The organism is Streptomyces coeruleofuscus, from assembly GCF_039532725.1.
Classification (GTDB): Bacteria; Actinomycetota; Actinomycetes; order Streptomycetales; family Streptomycetaceae; genus Streptomyces; species Streptomyces coeruleofuscus.
Map to the genome: position 1 here is coordinate 84118 of NZ_BAAASE010000017.1, position 22121 is coordinate 106238.

Sequence of the window (22121 nt, forward strand, 5' to 3'; positions counted from 1 at the left end):
GGGTTTCGGAGAGCTGCAGATCAGAGGCTTGGGACGGAGCGTCCCAAAAGTTCAGAGAAGTGACCAAACCAAAGCTGATCGCGCCGCTCCAAAATGTTTCGGGGCATGACAGACCGACGCGCTGCCCGAGGCTCTTCCGTCCTGCCGGGCGCCTGGCTCGTCTGCGACGTGGAGCTTGCGCACGTTCCGGTATGACCTTTGCACCCACACGGGCGGCGCACTGGGTAAACCGGTGATAGCGCCCCGTCGCGGGTCGCTATCAACAGTTCATGCTCAAAGCCGTGCTGCGCGGCCTGGCCGCCGCCTCCCTCACTGTCCTGCCCCTCACCGTCTCAGCGCCCGCCCACGCGGCCGAGACGCTCCCGCTGTCCGAAGCCGTCGCCGGCCTGCCCTTGGGGACGGAGTCCCGGGACGGCTACGACCGGGACGCCTTCCGCCACTGGAACGCCGGCGCCAACCCCTCCGACGGCTGCAACACCCGCGCGGAAGTCCTGATCTCCGAGGCCGTCGAACCCCCCGCGGTTGGCCCCAGTTGCCGTCTGACGGGTGGGAGCTGGTGGTCGTACTACGACCAGGTGTGGGTGACGTCAGCCTCCGGTCTGGACATCGACCACATGGTGCCTCTCGCGGAGAGCTGGGACAGCGGTGCGTCGGCGTGGACGGCGCAGCGCCGCGAGGCGTACGCCAACGACCAGGGCGCGGCCACCAGTCTGGTTGCTGTCACCGCCCGCTCGAACAGGTCCAAGGCAGACCAGGATCCCGCCCAGTGGCTGCCGCCCGCCGCCGAGGTGCACTGCCGGTACGCCGCCGAGTGGGTCGCAACCAAGCTCCGCTGGAGCCTCACAGCGGATGAGGCCGAAGTGGCCACCCTGCGCGAGGTGGCGGCCGGCTGCCCGGACCAGACCGTGACGTACGAGCCAGTCGCATAATCCGAGCTGCTCAACCCGCCGTCTCCGGTGCGGTGACATGCCAGGTGCCACCGGACCCGTGCACCGGGTGGTTCGGTGGGTTCCCTTCGCTGCTCCTGACGACCACGGGGCTCGTTCGTGCCCTGGCTCCAGGCCGCTGCGCTATGTCGAGCATGCCGATGGCTACGCGGTCAGCGGGGCGAATTTCGGCCTGGCGCGCCGTCTCGCTCGAGCTGGAACTTGTTGAGGAACCCGGCGGCCACGGTCGTGACTGCGGGCTCTGCGGTGCCCGTCACATCCCGGCTAGTGACCGGTGGTGAACGCGACGAGATTTGGGCCGAGTCCTTGGAGTTCTCCGCGGCTTACCAGACACTGTGCCCGCTCCGGCCGTGTCCTCGCGTCCTCCACCTTGAGGCCGCCGCCGGGACGGATCCGCCCGCAGCCGAGCGACTTTTTCAACGCCGCGCGGGGCAAGCCTTGTGTGTGGGCAGCCCCGCCGCCCTTGGGTGGCGGGGCTGCTGTCGACTGTGGCGCGGAGAAGGTCAGCCGCAGTCGTTGCGGTTGATTTTCAGGGAGCGGGTCTGGTCGTTGAGGTTGTAGCCGCGCAGGTCGTGGATGGAGCCGCCGCTGCGGGTGACGCATACCCAGCGTCCGGCGTGGTTGCGTTTTTCGTAGACGCGGGCGGTGCGGTCGGAGTTGTTTCGCACGGAGCTGCCGCGGTCACGGATCGCGGAGGGCAGGTCTTTCACGCTGCCGTCCACGGCTCGCCGCACCCAGGGCTGCCCGCCGAAGTTGATCTCGGGGTAGATGCAGACGTAGCCGGAGGGGCAGTCGATGGCGGCCCGCTGTGTGCTGGGCTCGCCGGAAGCGGAGGCCGTGACACTCATCGAGGACAGGACGAGGGCGGCGACGGCCCCGGCACGCATCAGGTTCTTGATCACAGCATCAGACATACGGGCTGTCGAGGGCCGCGGGGCGGCTTTGCCCGCCGGTTCACTCCAGTGGAGGAGCCCGCCGCGCCGCGAGGTTCGGCTCGGCGGGGCCAGGGCCGGTCCGGGTCGACGAAACGCGCCCGGCCGGGAGGCCAGGCGCGTCGTTCTTCTATCGCGGCGTGGGTGAGGTGTTGATTTCACGCACGCGATGTTGGTCAGCGGTGGTGGTGGCCGCCGTGGTGGTGGCCCCAGGACTCGTCGTCGATGAAGCGGCCGCGGTCGTTGCGGAGGGTGGCGGTGTCGGAGCGGTTGTCCCAGACGTAGTGGCGGCGGTCCTGGTACAGGTCGCTGTCGGTGTCGCGGCCGTGGCCGGTGTGGATGCGGACGGTGGCGCGGCCTTCGAGGCGGTAGTGGTCGAAGGTGTAGGTGCGGCCGTCCTCGTCCTGGAGGGTCCAGCCGTCGAGGTTGACGCTGCGGCGGGCGGTGTTGGTGATTTCCACCCATTCCCGGTTCAGAGAGCGGTTGGAGCGGTCGTCACGGCCGGGGGAGTTGTACTGGACGTCCGAGATCTTCACCTTGGGCCGCTCGGGGCGGGCGTGGTCGGCGGCCGATGCCGGCAGCGTGACCACCGAGACCAGAGCGCCGGCGGCGAGCGCGGCGGCGGCGAGACGGCGAGCGGTGACAGAAGCGGAAGCGGACAAGAGTCCCCCTCAGGGTTCGGACACCGTCCCTCGAGGAGCCGGTGACAGGCTGTCCGGGAGAGTCGGTGTGGTGTGCGTTGGCGACCGGCTGGCCGCACACACACTCTGCGCACGTCGTGGAGAAATTGCGTGGAAACACGACGCCTTGTTACTTGTTGTCCACTTTTCCATGACTCTCGAATGTAACGCCCATGTATGCCACCCGTGCGTGGTGTTGCCGCGCTGACAGCCTGTCAGGCCTTGCGGGGGTTGGGGCGTCGCGTCTGTTCGCCAGGCTGCACCACCCCCCAGCGGCTCGGGACGTCACCCGAAAGTGAGTAACAGCGCTACTCAAGGCCGCCACCGCCTGCACACCCCCACGCGGAGAGGACCAGCCGGCTGGTCGAGCCCTCCCCTCAACGACGGGAGGCCTGAACGGGTAGCGGGGCGCGGTCGACGACGGGCTGGCGACAGGCAGTCTCGTCTCGCGTGCGGCGTCCAGGCTCCGCTCGGTGACATCGACGGCACCGATGAGATGTTCCGGAACACGCCGGCCGCCGGATCACCCCCGCGTCGGCGGGGGAAGAACTGGTTGAAGTCGTCTTCGGAGCCGATGAACGGATCACCCCTGCTTCGGCGGGGAGGACATGCTCTTCACGCTGGCCATCGGAGCGCTGACCGCAACACCCCCGCTTCGGCGGGGAGGACCTGCGGTCCCACGCCGGGTCGAGGAACACGGACGGAACACCCCCGCGTCGGCGGGGAGGACCCGGACTTCTTGTCCCTGTGTCAGAAGACCAGCGGAGCACCCCCGCGTCGGCGAGGAGGACGACGGTCCCTTCAAGACCGGCCGCGTCACCGGAGCACCCCGCGTCGGCGGGGATGGCCCGGAGGCGGTTCGGGCGGGCTGGCCACCCCACGGAACACATCCGCGTCGGCGGGGAGGACTACCTCGGCGTCCGGGTCGCCAACTGCGGCGTCGGAGCATCCCCGCGTCGGCGGGGAGGACGCCCACCGCACGCAGACCGAAGGACTGGTCGTCGGAACATCCCCGCGTCGGCGGGGAGGACCCGAGGCCGCCGAAGGTCGGCCCGTTCGGCGTCGGAACACCCCCGCGTCGGCGGGGAGGACCCGGGCGTCAGGACCCGGGGGCTCTCCCAGCACGGAGCACCCCCGCGTCGGCGGGGAGGACTGGGCCAAAATCGCCTGGAAGCGGGCGGCACGCGGAGCACCCCCGCGTCGGCGGGGAGGACGTGCTGGGCGAGGTCGCCGCGGCGGGTCAGCTCGGAACACCCCCGCGTCGGCGGGGAGGACCAGAACGCCAACCGTGCACCGCGGAGCCGCATCGGAACACCCCCGCGTCGGTGGGGAGGATAGGAAAGAGAGAGCCATGCCGAACACCCCTGACGGAACACCCCCGCGTCGGCGGGGAGGACTGCTGCGGCCAGCAATACGGGAACGACGAACTCGGAACACCCCCGCGTCGGCGGGGAGGACGCGGCGCCGTCCTCGAAACTGTCGACGACGGCCGGAGCACCCCCGCGTCGGCGGGGAGGACTCACCGGAGGTGACCTTGCAGCCGACAAAAAGCCCCCCCCGCATCGGCGGGAGGACATCTTCGCGTAGGGCTTGCCCCAGCCGACCATTGGGGCACCCCCGCGTCAGCGGGGAGGACGACGCGGCGTACCGCACCGATCTGATCCGCCGCGGAACACCCCCGCACTCGGCGGGGAAGGCAGGATCTTGCTGACCATGCGGTTCTCGGTGACCGGAACACCCCCGCGTCGGCGGGGAGGACTGGGCCTGGGCGAGCACGGACATCATCCGCGTCGGAACACCCCCGCGTCGGCGGGGAGGGCATCGTGGGCCGTGTCACCGGCGTCCGGTCCAGCGGAGCACCCCCGCTTCGGCGGGGAGGACAGCTGTTGCGTCAGCTCCTCCGGGGTCGGCGGCGGAGCACCCCCGCGTCGGCGGGGAGGACGCAGCCACGTGCCTGCGCAGCTCGGCCGTTGCCGGAACACCCCCGTGTCGGCGGGGAGGACCGCACGACGGCGTCCGCGTAGTCGGCGCGGAGCGGAACACCCCCGCGTCGGCGGGGAGGACCAACGCAGGCACGAGCATGACGACCTGAAACTCGGAACACCCCCGCGTCGGCGGGGAGGACGAACCGAAGCAAGCGCGTTCGCATCTGACTACCGGAACACCCCCGCGTCGGCGGGGAGGACACCCGCTCCAGCGTGTACTCGACCGCCTTCTTCGGAACACCCCCGCGTCGGCGGGGAGGACCGCGCCCGGCACCCAGCCTCGGCCCGACTGAACGGAACACCCCCGCGTCGGCGGGGAGGACGGCGGCCGGGACAACGGCGTCTGGCTCGAGGACGGAACAACCCCGCGTCGGCGGGGAGGACATGCCGAGCCGCGCCATGACCGTGCTCGGCGACGGAACACCCCCGCGTCGGCGGGAGGACGCCGTGCGCCGACTTGAGCCACGACTGATCGTCGGAACATCCCCGCGTCGGCGGCGGAGGACCCCCACCGTGCCACCTGCCCGGGTGATCGTTTCGGAGCACCCCCGCGTCGGCGGGGAGGACTGCATGCAGCGGGGAATGACGTACCGGTAGTGCGGAGCACCCCCGCGTCGGCGGGGAGGACCGCCAACCAGGGCACCTTCGGGGACCGCGAGAAGGCACCCTCGCGTCGGCGGGGAGGACGGAACCGCCATGCACGGCGTCATCCCCGTCCTCGGAACACCCCCGCGTCGGCGAGGAGGACGCGGCCCAGGCCAATAAGGCGCCGGCCGCGCTCCGGAACACCCCCGCGTCGGCGGGGAGGACCCCTTCAGCCTCGGAATCCTGCCGAACGCCCGCGGAACACCCCCGCGTCGGCGGGGAGGACAGCGCCCGCAGTGCCTCGTCCCGCGCGATCCCCGGAACACCCCCGCGTCGGCGGGGAGGACGCCAAGGCCTCGGCCTCGGTGGAGAGGTCGACCGGAACACCCCCGCGTCGGCGGGGAGGACCACGCCCCGTACGGGGAGCGTGTCACCCCGTACGGAACACCCCCGCGTCGGCGGGGAGGACGCAGCAGCGACGTGGACGTACCTGGAGCAGGACGGAACACCCCCGCGTCGGCGGGGAGGACCCCGTTTCAGACTTCCATTGTCCGTCGGACCACGGAACACCCCCGCGTCGGCGGGGAGGACCCCTCGCGAACCACCTGCAACGGGGGCTTCGGCGGAACACCCCCGCGTCGGCTGGGAGGACCGAAGGGCGACGCCCCGTGGATCAGCCCGGCGCGGAACACCCCCGCGTCGGCGGGGAGGACCCCTGCGACACCGCGTAATCCACCCACGTGGACGGAACACCCCCGCGTCGGCGGGGAGGACTCCCTCACCCTCGACTACGCCCTCGGCGGCGGCGGAACACCCCCGCGTCGGCGGGGAGGACGCCGGGACCATCATCGGCACCGGGCGGGCGAACGGAACACCCCCGCGTCGGCGGGGAGGACGCCGGAAGGATCGGCTGGAAGTCCTGCCCGGCTGGAACACCCCCGCGTCGGCGGGGAGGACGGGCGCCGGATGCTGATCGCCGGTACGTCCGGCGGAACACCCCCGCGTCGGCGGGGAGGACGGGCCGTGGGCAATCGCAGCCGCCCATGGTTGCGGAACACCCCCGCGTCGGCGGGGAGGACGGCGGCCTTGGTGGTGGTGGGGAGCTTGCCGTCGGAACACCCCCGCGTCGGCGGGGAGGACCCCTCCTCCTGGCGGATGTACAGCCAGTGCCACGGAACACCCCCGCGTCGGCGGGGAGGACCCGATCACGGACTTCTCGGTCCAGCCGTGCGCCGGAACACCCCCGCGTCGGCGGGGAGGACGAGGAGCTGTGGTCCGAAGCGCGGTCGGTGGGCGGAACACCCCCGCGTCGGCGGGGAGGACTACAAGGACCTGCGCACCCGCCGCTACTCCAGCGGAACACCCCCGCGTCGGCGGGGAGGACGCGAGGAGCTTGATCCGCTGCTGCCCCAACGGCGGAACACCCCCGCGTCGGCGGGGAGGACACCGGCTTGGGCAGCGGCTTCGGCGTCGGCGGCGGAACACCCCCGCGTCGGCGGGGAGGACTCCTGCACGGTTGATGGCACCGAGGGCGGCCGCGGAACACCCCCGCGTCGGCGGGGAGGACACGGACGCGAGGACCTGACCATGGCCACCCCACGGAACACCCCCGCGTCGGCGGGGAGGACCGCATGAGGGTCTGCCAGCAGTGCCAGGAAGCCGGAACACCCCCGCGTCGGCGGGGAGGACTCTTTCTGACCTGCGGCTCAGGAGCGGCTTTGCCGTTCCTTTGCATTGGAGAGTGGTCCGTGCCGTGAGGGGTGGGGCTGCATGTGGTCACTGTATCGAGGGGTGTTGTCGGTGGGTGGTGGTTGAATGCCGGCTTCGATTTGAAGCTGGTGTGGAAGGGGCAGGTTGGTGGGGGAGTGGGGGTTGCCGGACGAGTCGGTGTGGGGGAAGTCGAGGGGGTTGGATCCGGGGCTGGCGCCGTATCCGCTGATCCGGCATCTGTTGGATGCTGCGGCGATGGCGCTGCACTTGTGGGATGCCTACCTGTCGGGGAATCAGCGGGTGCGGATCGCTGAGGGGATGGGGCTGGCAGGCGAGGTGGACCGTGCCAGGACGGTCGTCGGGCTGTGTGCCGGTCTGCACGACGTCGGCAAGGTGTCCGGCTTCCAGTTCTGTTCTAGGCGCGGTAGCCAGTACCTCAGTGCGGAGCTGGCCGGTGACCGCGGGAGGATGCCCGCGGAGCGGTTCGGGCATGACGTGGCCGGCGCGCAGAGCGTGAGAGAGGTGCTGGCAGGTCTGGGTTTTGCCGGTGACCAGGAGCTGCGGGTCGCAGAGCGGCTGGCCGAGATTGTCGGTGGTCATCACGGACGTTTTCACCGCCTTGAGGACGGTGTCGCTGCGGCGTTTTTGGGTGGGGCGGCCTGGGCGCGGCAGCGGATGGCGCACGCGGCCGCGGTGCACGGGCTGCTGGGGGCACCGCAGGCGCCGGGGGTGTTCAAGGCGCCGGCCGCGGTGCTGGTGACGGGGCTGGTCGTTCTTGCCGACTGGCTGGTCAGCCAGGAGGACTACCTCCAAAAGCGGCAGCGGGGGCTGGAGCCGGTGCTGGCGGATCATTTCCAGCGTTCCCAGCGCGATGCTCCTGGTCTGCTGGCTGAGGCTGGGCTGGCCCGAGTGCGGTTGCAGCGCAAGGAGTTCGCTCAGGCCTACGGCATTCGGGGTGAGCCCAATCCGTTGCAGCGCTCGGTGATGGACGAGCTGCGCCAGGCGGTCGGTGAGGGGCGTCGTGGCGGCATCTTTCTTGTCACCGCGGCGCCGGGGGACGGCAAGAGCGAGACGGCTCTGGAGGCCGAGCGGATCTTGTCCGAGGCGTTCGGTACGCAGGGGTATGCGTTCTTGCTGCCGACGATGGCCACCAGCGATCAGATGCACGGGCGGGTCGCGCAGGCGTTGCTGCGTCAGTCCGGCGAGGAGGCTTCGCTGACGCTGGTGCACAGTATGGCCTGGCTGAACAGCGCGTACGCCGACGAGGACCTGGTTGCGCGGAGCGTGTTGACGTGTGACGGGGACGAGGTGGGGGCGGGCAGCGGTCGGGCGGAGGTGGACATGCGGCCGCAGCGGTGGCTGCGCGGGTCCAAGCGGCCGCTGCTCGCGCAGTTCGCGGTGGGCACGATCGACCAGGCCCTGATGGCGGTGCTGCCGGTGCGGCACAACGCGCTGCGGTTGCTGGCCCTGTCGGGGAAGACGTTCATCGTCGATGAGGCCCACGCCTACGACCCCTACATGCAGGTGTTGCTGGGCCGCTTGTTGAACTGGCTGGGGGCGTACGGCGTTCCGGTCGTGCTGTTGTCGGCGACGTTGCCGGCGTCGGTCAGTGACCGGCTGATCAAGGAGTACCTGCAGGGCGCCGGTCACAAGATGCGCGCCCTGAGCAAGCAGACGTTCCCGGCGCCCTATCCGGGGTGGCTGTATGTGGACGGGGAGAGCGGAAGGGCGACCGAGATCTCGTGCGCCCGCCAGCAGGAGCAGGCGCGTGCGCGGGGCATGGAGCTGGATGTGGCGGTGGAGCCGGTCGTCCACGGCGGCTCAGGTGCCCGAGCCCGGCTGGCGGTGATCGAACGGCTCCTGAAACCGATCGAGAAGGAGGGCGGCACCGCCCTGGTGGTGTGCAACACCGTCGGGGACGCGCAGAACACCTACCTGAAACTTCGTGAACGCTTCGACGAGCGCTCCCACGAGCAGGACGGAAGTGTGCAGCTGCTGCACGCCCGTTTCCCCGGGGATGTGCGTGAGGCCCGCACGCAGGAGGTCACGCAAGGGCTGGGCCGTAACGGTCCGCGTCCGCGGCGCCGGATCGTGGTGGCCACCCAGGTGGTCGAGCAGTCGCTTGATCTTGATGCCGACATCGTCATCAGCGATCTCGCTCCGCTGTCCCTGCTGCTGCAGCGGGCCGGGCGGTGCTGGCGGCACGAGAACCACTGGGCCCGGCACGGCTACCCCGACGGCCGCAGCCGCCCGGCCTGGGCGAGCGGGCCGCGTCTGGTGGTGCTCGACCCGATCGCGGGTACTGGGAAGACGCCCCCGCAGTGGGGCGAGGTGTACTCCGAGCACCTCCTTTCCACCACCTCCCGCACTCTCGCCCACATCGAGGGCGGGACCGTCTCCATCCCGGACGACGTGCAGGACCTGGTCGAAGCCGTCCACAGGGACAGCGAGGACTTCGACTGGGACACCCCCGGGAGCAGCGAGGCGAAAGCCTGGACGGCCCACAAGGGCAAGGAGATGGCGGAACGCAGCATGGCCGGCCTCCGCGCCGTCCCGCGCGCGCGGCAGGTTTCGGCGCTGCACGACCTGCACCACCTGCCCGGCGAAGAGGACGAGTGGGAGATCTCCACCCGGCTCGGCGCCGACTCGGTGCGACTGCTGTGCGCCTACGTACACCAGGACGGCCGCGTAACCCGGGACCTAGAGGGTGAGCACCTGCTTCCCCAGGCCGGCGCGTCCGCGGCGGACGGCACGATGCCGGTCTCGTCCGTGCGGGAGGTGATGCGCCGCACCATCCCCATCCGCGCCGACTGGCTCAAGGACGCCGATCCCGACAGCATCGCCCCACCGAAGTCGTGGACGCAGCACCCGATGCTCGCAGACCTGCGGGTGCTGTACCAGCCCGTGCACGGCGGGAGCGCCCAGGCGGTGAAGGTCGGCGGCAAGACACTTCGCCTGGACAAGGACTGCGGTCTGGTGCGCCGCTGATACCAGTCACTGCCCGCCTTTGATCCGAAAACCTCCAGGTCCGGCCCATTGTCAGTAGCGGCTGCTTGAATGCCCAGACGACGCCAGAGCAGGGCTCTGGGGGGCTTTGCCCTGCCCGTCTCATGGGTTGAGGGTGTTGGAGGGGATGACGGTGAGTGGGGGATTCGACCTGCGGGTCGAGCCGTGGATTCCGGTGCGTCTGCTGACGGGAGAGCCGGACTGCGTGGGCTTATCCGAGTTGTTCAAGCGGGCGCACGAGATCGAGGATGTGGAGATCCCCGTGCCGCCGGCGGCGGCGGGCTTGATGCGGATTCTGGCGCCGATCGCGGCGAGGATCGCCGCCGATGGCGGGGACCGGCTGGATGATCCGGACGTCGCGGAAGACATCGACGACTGGTTCGATCTGCGGGAGCGTGTCCTGAAGGCCGGCCGGTTCGATCCGCAGGCGGTGGACGCCTACTTCGGCCGCACGGATTTGGCGGGCCGGTTCGACCTGTTCCATCCCCAGCGGCCGTTCCTGCAGGATCCCCGCCTGGTCGCGGAGTGTGTGGATGCCAAGGGGGCGCCGAACCCGTCCGGGGTGAACAAGCTGGTGCTGGGCCGTCCCACGGGCATCAACGGGGCGGTGCTGTTCGGGCATTTCACCGACACCGCGCCCGTGCCGGTACCGGCCGCCGAGGCGGCCTGGCATCTGATCGCACAGCTGTACTACGGGCCGTCCGGGCAGTGCACGCCCCGCCGGATCACGGTGGAGCGTGCGGGCAGCGGTGACGCGGCCCCGCTGCGCAAGTCCGTCTCCTACTTTCCGTGGGGGCCGGACCTGTTCACCACGCTGGTGCTGGCCGTGCCGAGCCCCCAGGCGGAGGTCGACTGGGAGGCGGAGGACGCGTGCCCGTGGGAGGAGGATCTCCGCGCCCCGCTGGAGGCTTTGCCGCCGCTCACGTGGCCGGGCCGGATACTGACCGGCCGGTTCCGTCACGCCGCGCTACTCGTGCCGTCCGAAGACGGCCGGACGGTGACGGATGCCTACCTCACCTGGTCGACGCACGAGCTGCCGCAGAAGGTGCGTGACCCGTACCAGATCCTCGACCGGCGCCACGACGGCAACTTCCAGCCGCGGGAGGCCGACGGGGCGCGGGCCTTGTGGCGGGATCTGGACTCGCTGCTGCTGAAGGACAGCCGACAGGACGCCCGGCGCCCTCCGGCTCTCGAGCACCTGCCCAGGTGGCTGCTGCCGCGGCTGCGGGTTCGCGCCTACGGCTTCCACCAGGACGGGCAGCAAAAGGACAGTGTCTGGTTTAGGGCGACCAGTCCGCAGGTCCTGCAGTGGCAGGAGGAGAACGATCCGGAGATGGCCTATCACGTCAAGCGCTGCCACACCGCCGCGGAGCAGGCCGGTGACCGGCTGGACTTCGCCGCGAGGATCGCCTGGAAGATCGCCACCGACAGCAGTGTCGACCCCTCACCGAAGGCCAAGATCAAGCTGGACGCCCGCAAGCCCGGCCCGTGGGCGTCTGCCGCGCTGACCCGGTACTGGCCGGCCGCGGAGACACGATTCTGGCAGCTCACCGAACCCGACCGCACCACAGGCCGGGTGGGCAGGCCCTTCGTCGACGCAGCCCTTGCGGCTCTGGATGAGGCCATCGGCCAGGCCAACCGTGCGGACATTCGGGTGGCGCGTGCCCGACACCGCGCCCGCGGCCTCCTGCTCGCACGGCTGCAGCCCTCCGCCACTGACTGAACCCGCCCGGCTGGGCCCACGCCGACACGGTCGGCGCATGTGTCACCTCACCCTTTCCCCGCATCAGGGATGTGTCATGACCGATTCCGTGCCGGCGGCATCTGCTCCGCCGACCTCCAAGCCCGTCCGCGTCTCGGACCGGTTCGTCGCCTACGTGCACCGCGTGTGCGCCTCCACGCAGACCCGGGCCGCCCTGCGGCGCGGGCTCGGGCTGCCGGTGGAGCGGTGCAACTACATGCACCGCTATCTGGTGCCGTGGCTGCGTGACCACGACGACCAGCACCATGGCGATGTCCGGCGGGCGTACTACGCGGTGGCCTCGCTGATCGCCGCACGTCCCCGCTCGGCCCGCGACACCACGCCCGACGACAGCGCGTCCGTGTCCTGGTACGAGCGGTGCAACCTCGGGGCCTCGCTCGGCCAGGCTGTCGCCAAGGGCGTGATGAAGGCGAACTCCGCTGAAAGCGCTCTTCACCTGATGGCCCGCCAGAGCAGCGACGCCATCCACCCGGGCCTGCCCGCCCTGATCCGCCAGCTCCAGTCCGGCGGCATCACCGTCGACTGGGCGGTCCTCCTGGAGGACCTCGCCTGGTGGAACCGCAGCCGCGACCGCATCGCCACCCGCTGGCTCGAAAGCTACTTCCGCACCGCCGCCGGCACGACCGACCCCGCCCCCTTCGATTCCGCTATGGAGAACGACCGATGACTCTCTACCTGGACCTGAGCGCCCTGCAGTCGGTGCCCGCCGCCAACCTCAACCGTGACGACCTCGGCTCCCCCAAGCAGGTCCGCTACGGCAACGCCTCCCGCATCCGCGTCTCCAGCCAGTCCTGGAAGCGGGCCATCCGCCTCGGCGTCGAGCAGGACCTCGGCGAGAAAGCCGCCCGCACCCGCCTGGTTCCGGCGAAAGTGCAGCACGCCCTTCAACAGGCCGACTGGCCCGCCGAGCTGGCCGCGTTCGCCGGAGCGCAGGTCGCCGCGAGCGCCGGGAAGAAGGGCATCGGCACGGAAGCGGCCGGCCACACCTCGGTGCTGCTGTTCCTGCCGGAGGCGGCCATCGACGAACTGGCCGCCGTATGCGCCGAACACCGCCCGGCCCTGGAAGCGGCCCAGGGCAAGAAGAAGCCCGGCCAGGTCCTGCCGCCCCACCTGATCGAGCAGATCCTCAAGCGGCGCACCGCCTCCATCAGCCTGCTGGGCCGCATGCTCGCCGAGCTCCCCGACGCCAACGTGGACGGGGCGGCCCAGGTCGCCCATGCGTTCACCACGCACGCCGCCGAACCGCAGCGTGACTACTTCACCGCCGTCGACGACTGGCTGGGCGAGGCCGAAACCGGCAGCGGCCACCTCGACACCGCCGAGTTCAGCGCCGGCGTCTTCTACCGGTACGCCACCGTCAACGTCGCCGACCTGCTGAAGAACCTCGAAGGCGACGTCAAGGCCGCCCGCACCGTCCTCAGCTCCTTCGCCGAGCACTTCCTGCTCTCCCTTCCCCAGGCCAAGAAGAACAGCACCGCCCCGCACACCGTCCCGGACCTGGCCTACCTCGCCGTGCGCGAACACCGGCCGCTCTCTCTGGCTGCAGCCTTCGAGACCCCCGTCACCGGCGACCCGCAAGGCGGCTTCTCCCAGCCCTCCCGCCAAGCCCTCGACACCTACGCCGGCAACATCAACCGCCTCACCGGCAACCGCAACCGCCGCTTCCACGGCCACACCGTCATCAATCCCGCCGAGACCTACACCGGACTCGGCTCCGCCCACGACTCCTTCGACCAGCTGATCGGCGCCGCCGTCGAGGCCGCCGTGCCCGCCGGGCAGGACCAGCAGTGAGCGGGCTCCTGCTGCGCCTGGCCGGCCCCCTGCAGTCCTGGGGTGAACGCTCGGCGTTCACCCCCGTGCGGGACACCGCGCCCTTCCCGACCCGCTCCGCACTGATCGGCATGTTCGCCGCTGCCGAGGGAATCGGCCGCGACCAGCCAGGCTTGGACCGCTACCAGGACCTGCGGCTCACCGTGCGCGTGGACCGGCCGGGCGTCCGGCTCGTCGACTACCACACCGCCGGCGGCGGATTCCCCAAGGACCGCACCGCCGCCACCAGCGCAGGCAGCAACAAAGGCGCCGCCGTCATCACCCGCCGCCACTACCTGTCCGACGCGGTGTTCGTCGTCGCCGTCACCGCAGCCGACGAGACCGTCGAGCGCCTCGCCGATGCCCTGATCCGCCCGCACTGGGCGCCCTACCTGGGCCGCCGCTCCTGCGTCCCCGACGAGCCGTTCCTCCTGCGCCGCCACGTGGACGACCCCGAGGAAGAACTCCGCACCCGGGTGCCGCTCAGCCGCACCGCACCACCAGCCAAGAACAGCGACGGGCAGGAAGCCGGGACGATCCCCGTGGAATTCCTCCTCGAACAGCCACCACCCCCCAGCAGTCCGGGAGAACCTGCGCCGGTCGACGTCATCGACGTCAACGACGCACCGGTGAGCTTCGCCCAGCACGGCCGCAGCCACACCGGCCGCCGCCTGCACCGCACCCGGCTACCGGTGCCCCGCTCCCTGGCAGGCCCCCCACAGACCCTGATGCAGCGCCTGATCGACTACGCCCACCTCGAGGAAAGCGCATGAACGACCACCCGGTGATCGCACGCATCCGCCTCAACCCGCACAGCCGCGACGTGCAGCGGGACCTGCGCGACGCCACCCAGATGCACCGCACCGTCATGCGGATGGTCCCCGACAACCTCGGCCACGCCCCCCGACAGCAGGCCGGGCTGCTGTACCGCTTGGAGGAGACCGACACCTCCAGCACCCTCCTCGTCCAGGCCGCCACACTTGACCCGGCACGCTTGCCCACCGGATACGGCCAGGCCGACGTCAAGAGCCTCGCCCCGATGTTCACCGCACTGCGCAAAGGGCTCGGCGTCCGCTACCGCATCGTCCTCAACCCCGCCAAACGGGAGCGGCTCTCCCTGGAGGAGAGGGGCAAGCGGGGACGGATCGTGCCGCTCTCCGGCGCCGACGCCGACCAGTGGTGGCTCCGCAGAGCCGCCGAAGCCGGCCTCGACGTCCACGTCCTGACCCCCACCAGCATGGAGCCGGCCGGCCCCCGCACCCCAGACGCCCCCCGCATGCGGCACAGCCTGCTCCGCTACGACGGCACCGCCACCGTCACCGACCCCGACGCCCTTGAAGACGCCGTCGTCCACGGCATCGGACGGGGTAAACCGTACGGCGCGGGACTGCTCAGCCTCGCCCCCACAAGCACCGCGTGAGCCCGCCACGACGGGGCGGCGAGGCGCGCAGACGCCTCGCCGCACCTACCCTGGCCATGCTCCCCCGCGTCGCGGACTCCCTGTCCTTCCTCTACCTGGACATGGTCAGGGTGGTACAGGACGACACCGGAGTGTGCGCGCAGATCCAGATCGACGAACACCGCACCGACCTCGTCTACATCCCCACCGCCGCTCTGTCCTGCCTGCTCCTCGGCCCAGGCGTGTCCATCACCACCCCGGCCCTGGCTACCCTCGCCCGCCACGGCACGAGCGTTGTCTCCGTGGGAGCGGGCGGCGTCCGCGCCTACGCGGGCATCCTCCCCGACTCCCTCACCACGCACTGGCTCGAACAACAGGTCGCGATGTGGGCCGACCCAGCACGGCGCCTCGACGTCGCCGTCCGCATGTACCGGATGCGCTTCAAGGACGCCGACGTACCCGAATCCGTCACCCTGGACCAGCTTCGCGGGATGGAAGGCCAGCGCATGAAGGCCTTCTACAAGATCCTCGCGCAGCAGCACGGCATCGGACGCTTCCGCCGCAACTACCGGCCCGACCAATGGGACACCCAGGACCCCGTCAACCTCGCCCTCTCCGCTGCCAACACCTGTCTGTACGGCGTCGTCCACGCCGCCCTGCTCGCCCTCGGACTTTCCCCAGCCCTGGGCTACGTCCACACCGGCACCCAGCACGCCTTCGTCTACGACATTGCCGACCTCTACAAAGCCGACATCACACTCCCCCTCGCCTTCGCCCTCCACAACTGCGACAACCCCGAACAAGAAGCCCGCCGCCGCTTCCGCGAAAACCTCCGACTCCTGCGCCTCCTGCCCCGCATCGTCCAGGACGTCCAGTCCCTACTGACCCCGCCCCACACTCAGGCGACCACAGCTGGCGACGACACCGACGAGGAACGCTCCGAACGGCATGACGTGCGGATGGTCCACCTCTGGGACCCCAAAACCGGAGTCCTCCCAGCAGGCGTCAACTACGCCCATGGAGGCACCTGATGCCCTCCATGGTCGTCATCGCCACAACCGCGGTCCCCGACCACCTACGCGGCGCCCTCAGCCGATGGACCAGCGAAGTAGTGCCCGGCATCTTCGTCGGCAGCGTCTCAGCCCGCGTCCGCGACGAACTCTGGCACGCCGTCACCGAAGTCGTGGGCAACGGCGCCGCCATCCTCATCCACCCCGCCGCCACAGAACAGGGCTACGCCATCCGCACCGCAGGAATCCGCCGCCGGGCCCCCGTCGACTTCGACGGCCTCACCCTGATCCGCATGACCGCTGCACCGAAGGTAAAGGAAACGCAAAACCCCTGCTGAAGTGCAGGTCAGAAAGGGTCCTCCCCGCCGATGCGGGGGTGTTCCGAAGGCGTCCGCGCAGACCAGGGCGGCAGACGAGTCCTCCCCGCCGATGCGGGGGTGTTCCGCCAACTCCCAGCCCATTGTCAGTAGCGCGTGGGTCCTCCCCGCCGATGCGGGGGTGTTCCGCACGGCGAGTAGCCGACCACCGCCCCGACCCGGTCCTCCCCGCCGATGCGGGGGTGTTCCGACGCACACCGCCTGGCACACCTGCCGCCGCTGGTCCTCCCCGCCGATGCGGGGGTGTTCCGCCGATAGCGGGCGTGCAGGGGCGGGTCTTCGGGTCCTCCCCGCCGATGCGGGGGTGTTCCGCCCTCCACGAACTCCTCCAGAGGATCACCGACGTCCTCCCCGCCGATGCGGGGGTGTTCCGCCGGACGGTCACAGCGCCTTCACGCGGCCTCGGTCCTCCCCGCCGATGCGGGGGTGTTCCTACGGCCCCGGTTGAAGACGACTTTCTCCGGGCGTCCTCCCCGCCGATGCGGGGGTGTTCCGAGGAACGGGAGCAGGGCGGCGGCGTGGTGGGCGTCCTCCCCGCCGATGCGGGGGTGTTCCGGCCGCCAAGCGGCTGGGCATCCCCCAGGGAACGTCCTCCCCGCCGATGCGGGGGTGTTCCGATGGACATGGCCACCGACAGCTTCCGCGTGCAGTCCTCCCCGCCGATGCGGGGGTGTTCCGCTGGGCGTCAACGTCCCCGCCCTGCCCGCCGGGTCCTCCCCGCCGATGCGGGGGTGTTCCGACGGAGACGGAGGCGATGTGCCGGCCGTTGAAGTCCTCCCCGCCGATGCGGGGGTGTTCCGGCGAAGGACCGGGCGCGCCTGGCGGAGGAGCGGTCCTCCCCGCCGATGCGGGGGTGTTCCGTGAAGCTGACGCTCGGCGAGAAGGCCGCCATCGTCCTCCCCGCCGATGCGGGGGTGTGCCGCGGTGTACGTGGAGAGTGTCGGCGTCAGGGGGGTCCTCCCCGCCGATGCGGGGGTGTTCCGATGCTCGGCGCGCTGAAAAACAAGATCGTCGAGTCCTCCCCGCCGATGCGGGGGTGTTCCGCCGTCGCAGTGGTGGGTCAGGCCGGCGCCGGGGTCCTCCCCGCTGACGCGGGGGTGTTCCGAAGTACGGGTCCGGCGGCAACCCGCTGTGCTGGTCCTCCCCGCCGACGCGGGGGTCGTCTCCGAGACTCGATCTTGACGATTGCCGGATCATGGTGTCCTCCCGCCAACGCAGGGGTGTTCCGACGGTCGCGCACTGGGTGCCGATCACGAGGCAGTCCTTCCCGCCGATGCGGGGGTGTTCCGGAGCGTCCATCCAGCGGGTAGACGAAGAGCAGGCCCTCCCCGCCGATGCGGGGGTGTTCCGGCGCCGAGGCTGGCGGTGACGAGGAGGAAGCGGCCCTCCCCGCCGATGAGGGGGTGTTCCGCTCCTCGCCTACGAGAAGCAGCTCACCAGCGTGTCCTCCCCGCCGACGCGAGGGTGTTCCGTGCCAGCACCCCACCCACCGGTACGGCCCGGGGTCCTCCCCGCCGATCCGGGGGTGTTCCGGCGGTCGAGCTGCTGGGGAACGCCGGGTACGAGTCCTCCCCGCCGATGCTGGGGTGTTCCGACTGAGTCGTTCACGCAGGACCGTTGAGACTGGTCCTCCCCGCCGATGCGGGGGTGTTCCGCACGTCTGCGACGCCGGGAACGGCCTGCTGTGGTCCTCCCCGCCGATGCGGGGGTGTTCCGTACGCCGGCGGCGAGTCCGCCACCGACAAGGCGTCCTCCCCGCCGACGCGGGGGTGTTCCGTCCCAAAACCCGGGGTCTCGCGCCTGCGCGCCGTCCTCCCCGCCGACGCGGGGGTGTTCCGCCCCAGGTCAGTGGGTTGCCGATGGCGGTGCGCGCCGTCGTCCTCCCCGCCGACGCGGGGGTGTTCCGCGGCAGGCGCTCGTGCACACGCGGGGGCGGCAGTCCTCCCCGCCGATGCGGGGGTGTTCCGCTGTTGAGCCCGAGGGGCTAAGCAGCGGGGCGTCCTCCCCGCCGACGCGGGGGTGTTCCGAACGGCCGCCGCTACGCCCCGGGAGAGACCTCGTCCTCCCCGCCGACGCGGGGGTGTTCCGATGTTCTGTGAACCGGATACGGACATGAGGCTGTGCCCCCCCCGCTGCCGCGGGGGTGTTCCGAGGGTCAGGCAGTCGCCTTCGCACTGGCCGGTGTCCTCCCCGCGCGGGGGTGTTCCGCGCGCGAAGCTGCGCCGCTGGCTGCAGGCCAAGTCCTCCTCGCTGACGCGGGGGTGTTCCGAGGCTGCCCTCGACCTGCTCGCCGCCCGCGTCGTCTTCCTCGCCGACGCGGGGGTGTTCCGTAGCGGGCGAACGGGTGGCGGATCATCTCGGCGTCCTCCCTGCCGACGTGGGGGTGTTCCGGCGCCGCTGTTGCCCCTGGGCAGAGGCGGCCGGACCGCGGCGCCCTCATCACGAGGGCGCTGCGGTGGGGTGGTTCAGGTGGCGATGATGGTGTGGAAGAACAGCACGGCGCCGGCGAAGGAGGCGCCGCCGGCGAGGATGGCGGTGGCGGCGTTGTGCTGGGCGATGTAGGTGAGGATGCCGGCACCGGTGCCGACCAGGACGCCGAGCATGAGGATGATGGCGCTGCGCAGTCCGAGCAGCGCGGTGGGGCCGCCGCCGATGGGGGGCTGGGGTTGGGGCGGGTGGGGGCTTTGCGGGGGCTGGGAGTGCGGTATGGCCTGCGGGGCGTAGTCGGCAGGGTGTGCCTGCGGCGTTCCCGCGCCCGTGCCGACGGTGGTGGGGTGCGCGGTGTTCTGGCTGTGGCCCTGGCCGGTAGTGGGGCTGGTGTTCATGGACGTGCCTTCCTCTGACGGGTGGTCACCGCTGGTGCAGTGGCCGGTTGTTGAGGGTGTAGGGGACGTCCACATCCGCTCCCCCCGTGTGGCGCACGTCACATTTTTTTTATGGTGGTGGGCAGGGGGGAGAGGCATGAGCCGCGCCTATGACCTGTGTGACGCAAGGGGCAGAACGGGGGCCCGCTGGGGCTGGCGAGGGCTAGGGAGCGGATGTGCCGGATGGATCGTGCGAGGGGCGCGGACCCCACACCATGACGCAGAGCCTGCACGTGCCGGCCGCTGATACGAACCAGGAGCTGCGCGCCCTGGAGGAGGTGCTCGCCGCGGAGGCGGGCGAGGACGCTGCGACGCGGGCCCAGCTTCCTGGCCATGACGCTGCACTCGTCGCGTTCCTGCGCCGCTCCGGCTTCGAAGGCCCCCACTACCAGCAGTTCATCACCGAGCTGATGGCCTACGGCTGGCGTACGCTGAGCAGCTGGAGCGCAAGCGGCCACATCTTCAAGCGCACCGCCCGCATGGGCCGTCCCGTGTCGCCGGCCATGATGCCCGAGGTGTGGGCGTATGAGGACCGCACCCAGGTCGTCACCGACACCGTCCTCAAGGGCAGCACCCTCTTCCGGGAGCACGGGCTGGTGCGCGGCAAATGGAGCCCCGACGGCGGCGCCAGCCTGACCACCTACTTCGTCGGCGCTGCCGTCCTGGCCTTCCGTCCCGTCTATATCCGCTGGTACAAGGCCCACCACCTCGGGCAGGCTGAACTCGACCACCGCACCGCCGACACCGACGACGTCCTCCTCGCCCAGCACGACATCCCCGACCAGCGCGCCACCGACCCCGCATACACCGCAGCGACGCGGGACCACATCAACCGCATGCGCCCGCTGCTGCCCGACGAGCAGCTGCGCGAGGCGCTGGGCTGGGTGACTCTGGGCTACACCCATGCCGAGGCGGCCGCCAAGGTCGGTCTGACGCCTAAGGCACTTGAGCGGCGCCTGGCCCGCGCCCGCACCAAGGTTTTGGTCAGTGGCCTGCACCAGGCCCGGCCGGGGGAGGAGGGAGCACGATGAGTGTTCACAAGGACGACACGATGCCTGCCACCGCTGACGACGAGTTCGCCGCCCTGATGGCCGCCTCCAGCCTGCGCGCCCCCCGCGTGCGGGCCCTGGACGAGACCATTCCCGACGACGCCCAGCGGCAACTGCACGCCGCCGCCGTCGCAGACCCCACCAGCAGCACTCATTGCGGGAACGTCGGCGAGCCGGACGAGGAGCTGGCTGTGTCCGGGGACAGCGACGACGGCGAACGCACCCGCTTCGACGACGCTCTCGTGTACCAAGCCATGGCCGGCAGGTTGCTCGCGTGGCTTGGCTTTTCCGCACGCGGCCACTGGCGTACTGCTCACGCTCTCCTAGACCTCAGCGGCAGCGGCAGGCCCATGCGCGGCAGTAGGCCAGAAGATGTCATCCTCACTGCACACGCCATGAGGTCATTGCTGTGCACCCAGACACCATCGAAAACGGCGCTCAGCCCGCTGATCGACCGGCGGCTGCGCGACCTACGATCCGTCGGCTGGCACATCACAGCGCATGCGCCACGCTGCGCCTTCGGAACGAGCCAGGCACACGTCGCACTCGCGCTGCTGCAAGCAACCACCGCACCGGAGCCGACCGCACGCGCGGCCTATCTCTTCGCTGACCACGATAGTGCGCGCACGCTTGCTGAAGAAGCGTCCGAACTCGAGCCCCAATGGGCGCTAACACTCTCCGGTGAACTGGCCGATAGCGGCGCCGTGACCGCGCAAGAGTGCGGCTGGACCCTTTTGGCACAACATCGTGACCACCCACTTGCTGCTCACGCGGCGCGAATCCGGCTGAGCCGCTTGGTCCAGGCATGGCAGCAAGAAGTAGACCTCGACGCGGCCCTTGTCGTATGCCAGCATGCCGCCAGGATGTGGGATGCCGGGAAAGCGAATAATTCCTTCAGCACGGTCACACACAGCGTCAGCCGGTCCGGCGGCACGAGCACTGGCGAGAAGCGTGGGCTGGCCCCGGCAGGCCTGACCGACCTGCTGTACTCACCGCAGCCCGCACCTTTGCGCGGCCTGCTCCAGTGGCCGAACGGCGGGAAGGACTCACGACCCTGGGAAGAGCACGTCGATCTTCCCCCTCACGACGCTGCGCACTGGCTCCTGTCCGACTTGGCTGCCCGACCGCCAGCTGCGCATGTCACAGGTCTGCCGTTCACCGCTGGTCAAACAGCTCTTGCGGGCATGCCGCGACCAGGGGCGGATGCACAACCGAATACGGCAATGGATCCGGCCTGCCTTCTGGTGGCTGCCGACCTCGCGGTTGATCTGAATCCGGCGCACCGGCAGGCCATCCCGGCCCAGCCGCCGCCTCTGCCCGACCTGGACGCTTATGCGCCGCGTCCGGGCGCCAGCCTGCTGCTACCGAGGAAAGCCACCGACCTCACGGCCGACTATCGGCAGGAGGATGGGCAGACCGTCGCTATTGAAGCCGCCGGCCAACCCAGACTTTGGAGCAGGAAGGACAGTGACGGGCACCAGCAGCTTGCTCGGATCTGGATGCGTCTGCACCGCACCGAACAGGACAAGGGGCAGCGCCTTGCCGTCCGGCTGGTCTACCGCACTGCGGATCCATATGCGGTCACAGCTGTCTTCAACCACGGAACCGACGAGGAAACGGAATGGCTCTTCGCCCGCGAGCTGCTCGTCGACGGCCTGCACGAGAGTGTGGGAATCGGTGACGTCATCGTGTGGCCTTCAGCGGACGAGGCAAGCGGCCGGCAACGCGTCTTCATTCGCTTGAGGTCACCAGAGGGCACAGCGCTGCTGTCTGCGGCACGCGAGGACATCGAGGCATTCCTCGACGCCAGCCACCCGCTGGCACAAGGCTCGGCAAAGACCTTGGGTACCTGCGCTCTCGACGGGAGGGAACGCGAACTTGCCGACATCATTTGGCCGAGGCCAAGGGACTAGATGCCGTACGAGCCCGGAGCGCACCTCACTGCTGACCAGCTTGGGTGATTCAAGACGACTACCCACCTGACCGCCGCCTGGCGGGGCCGGAAC

14 protein-coding genes and 3 CRISPR repeat arrays are annotated in these 22121 nt (G+C 70.5%); of the genes, 11 read left to right on the forward strand and 3 right to left on the reverse strand.

The genetic code is table 11. The annotated features are described in order from the left end of the window. Window positions 1-269 precede the first annotated feature (269 nt). Window positions 270-929 carry a GmrSD restriction endonuclease domain-containing protein gene (locus ABFX81_RS40505; RefSeq protein ID WP_086852413.1) on the forward strand — a complete coding sequence of 220 codons (660 nt, stop codon included), beginning with the start codon at window positions 270-272 and terminating at the stop codon, window positions 927-929. A 521-nt stretch (window positions 930-1450) separates the two neighbouring features. On the opposite strand, the gene ABFX81_RS40510 is transcribed toward ABFX81_RS40505, so the two are convergent. Together ABFX81_RS40510 and ABFX81_RS40515 are read right to left on the reverse strand one after the other, a co-directional pair. After that, window positions 1451-1861: a peptidase inhibitor family I36 protein gene (locus ABFX81_RS40510; protein WP_346139528.1), complete on the reverse strand. Its 411-nt coding sequence runs from the start codon at window positions 1859-1861 to the stop codon at window positions 1451-1453. 194 nt (window positions 1862-2055) lie between these two features. Beyond that, a complete protein-coding gene (locus ABFX81_RS40515) occupies window positions 2056-2541 on the reverse strand; it encodes a lamin tail domain-containing protein (RefSeq protein ID WP_086852415.1) in 486 nt (161 codons plus the stop codon). Between the two features lie 898 nt (window positions 2542-3439). Continuing rightward, window positions 3440-4079: direct repeats of the CRISPR family, unit length 29 nt; unit sequence CGGAACACCCCCGCGTCGGCGGGGAGGAC. Window positions 4080-5263: 1184 nt separating this feature from the next. Further along, window positions 5264-6818: a CRISPR direct-repeat array (repeat unit 29 nt; unit sequence CGGAACACCCCCGCGTCGGCGGGGAGGAC). A 183-nt stretch (window positions 6819-7001) separates the two neighbouring features. On the opposite strand from ABFX81_RS40515, the gene cas3 reads away from it, so the two are divergent. The 8 genes from cas3 (at window position 7002) to cas2e (ending at window position 16163) form a co-directional block, all read left to right on the forward strand. Beyond that, on the forward strand, window positions 7002-9827 hold the full coding sequence (gene cas3 / locus ABFX81_RS40520) for a CRISPR-associated helicase Cas3' (protein ID WP_346139529.1): 2826 nt from the start codon (window positions 7002-7004) through the stop codon (window positions 9825-9827). 145 nt (window positions 9828-9972) lie between these two features. Beyond that, window positions 9973-11568, forward strand: a complete 1596-nt coding sequence (casA, locus tag ABFX81_RS40525) for a type I-E CRISPR-associated protein Cse1/CasA (RefSeq protein WP_086854592.1) — start codon at window positions 9973-9975, stop codon at window positions 11566-11568. A 76-nt stretch (window positions 11569-11644) separates the two neighbouring features. Further along, a complete protein-coding gene (gene casB / locus ABFX81_RS40530) occupies window positions 11645-12274 on the forward strand; it encodes a type I-E CRISPR-associated protein Cse2/CasB (RefSeq protein WP_346139530.1) in 630 nt (209 codons plus the stop codon). Continuing rightward, the gene (gene cas7e / locus ABFX81_RS40535) at window positions 12271-13398 is read left to right on the forward strand and encodes a type I-E CRISPR-associated protein Cas7/Cse4/CasC (protein WP_086854591.1); all 1128 of its coding nucleotides are present in this window, start codon (window positions 12271-12273) and stop codon (window positions 13396-13398) included. The genes casB and cas7e overlap by 4 nt, the downstream gene beginning before the upstream one ends. Continuing rightward, window positions 13395-14189 carry a type I-E CRISPR-associated protein Cas5/CasD gene (cas5e, locus tag ABFX81_RS40540; RefSeq protein ID WP_086854590.1) on the forward strand — a complete coding sequence of 265 codons (795 nt, stop codon included), beginning with the start codon at window positions 13395-13397 and terminating at the stop codon, window positions 14187-14189. Before cas7e ends, cas5e begins: the two co-directional genes overlap by 4 nt. Next, entirely contained in the window at window positions 14186-14836 is a 651-nt protein-coding gene (gene cas6e, locus ABFX81_RS40545) for a type I-E CRISPR-associated protein Cas6/Cse3/CasE (protein ID WP_086854589.1), read from the forward strand. The genes cas5e and cas6e overlap by 4 nt, the downstream gene beginning before the upstream one ends. A 56-nt stretch (window positions 14837-14892) precedes the next feature. Beyond that, complete coding sequence (gene cas1e / locus ABFX81_RS40550) at window positions 14893-15846, forward strand: type I-E CRISPR-associated endonuclease Cas1e (RefSeq protein ID WP_086854588.1); 954 nt, start codon at window positions 14893-14895, stop codon at window positions 15844-15846. Further along, window positions 15846-16163 (forward strand): type I-E CRISPR-associated endoribonuclease Cas2e, encoded by a 318-nt coding sequence (cas2e, locus tag ABFX81_RS40555; protein ID WP_086854587.1) that lies wholly within the window; start codon window positions 15846-15848, stop codon window positions 16161-16163. The genes cas1e and cas2e overlap by 1 nt, the downstream gene beginning before the upstream one ends. A 17-nt stretch (window positions 16164-16180) precedes the next feature. Then, window positions 16181-17369: a CRISPR direct-repeat array (repeat unit 29 nt; unit sequence GTCCTCCCCGCCGATGCGGGGGTGTTCCG). A 1298-nt stretch (window positions 17370-18667) separates the two neighbouring features. Here the strand turns inward: cas2e and ABFX81_RS42335 are convergent. Next, the gene (locus ABFX81_RS42335; protein WP_428837265.1) at window positions 18668-19027 is read right to left on the reverse strand and encodes a hypothetical protein; all 360 of its coding nucleotides are present in this window, start codon (window positions 19025-19027) and stop codon (window positions 18668-18670) included. A 254-nt stretch (window positions 19028-19281) separates the two neighbouring features. Here ABFX81_RS42335 and ABFX81_RS40560 point away from each other — a divergent pair, with 254 nt between their 5' ends. Both ABFX81_RS40560 and ABFX81_RS40565 read left to right on the forward strand, forming a co-directional pair. Next, window positions 19282-20097 (forward strand): RNA polymerase sigma factor, encoded by an 816-nt coding sequence (locus ABFX81_RS40560; RefSeq protein WP_346139533.1) that lies wholly within the window; start codon window positions 19282-19284, stop codon window positions 20095-20097. After that, entirely contained in the window at window positions 20094-22028 is a 1935-nt protein-coding gene (locus ABFX81_RS40565) for an SsgA family sporulation/cell division regulator (RefSeq protein ID WP_086843337.1), read from the forward strand. The genes ABFX81_RS40560 and ABFX81_RS40565 overlap by 4 nt, the downstream gene beginning before the upstream one ends. Window positions 22029-22121 lie beyond the last annotated feature (93 nt).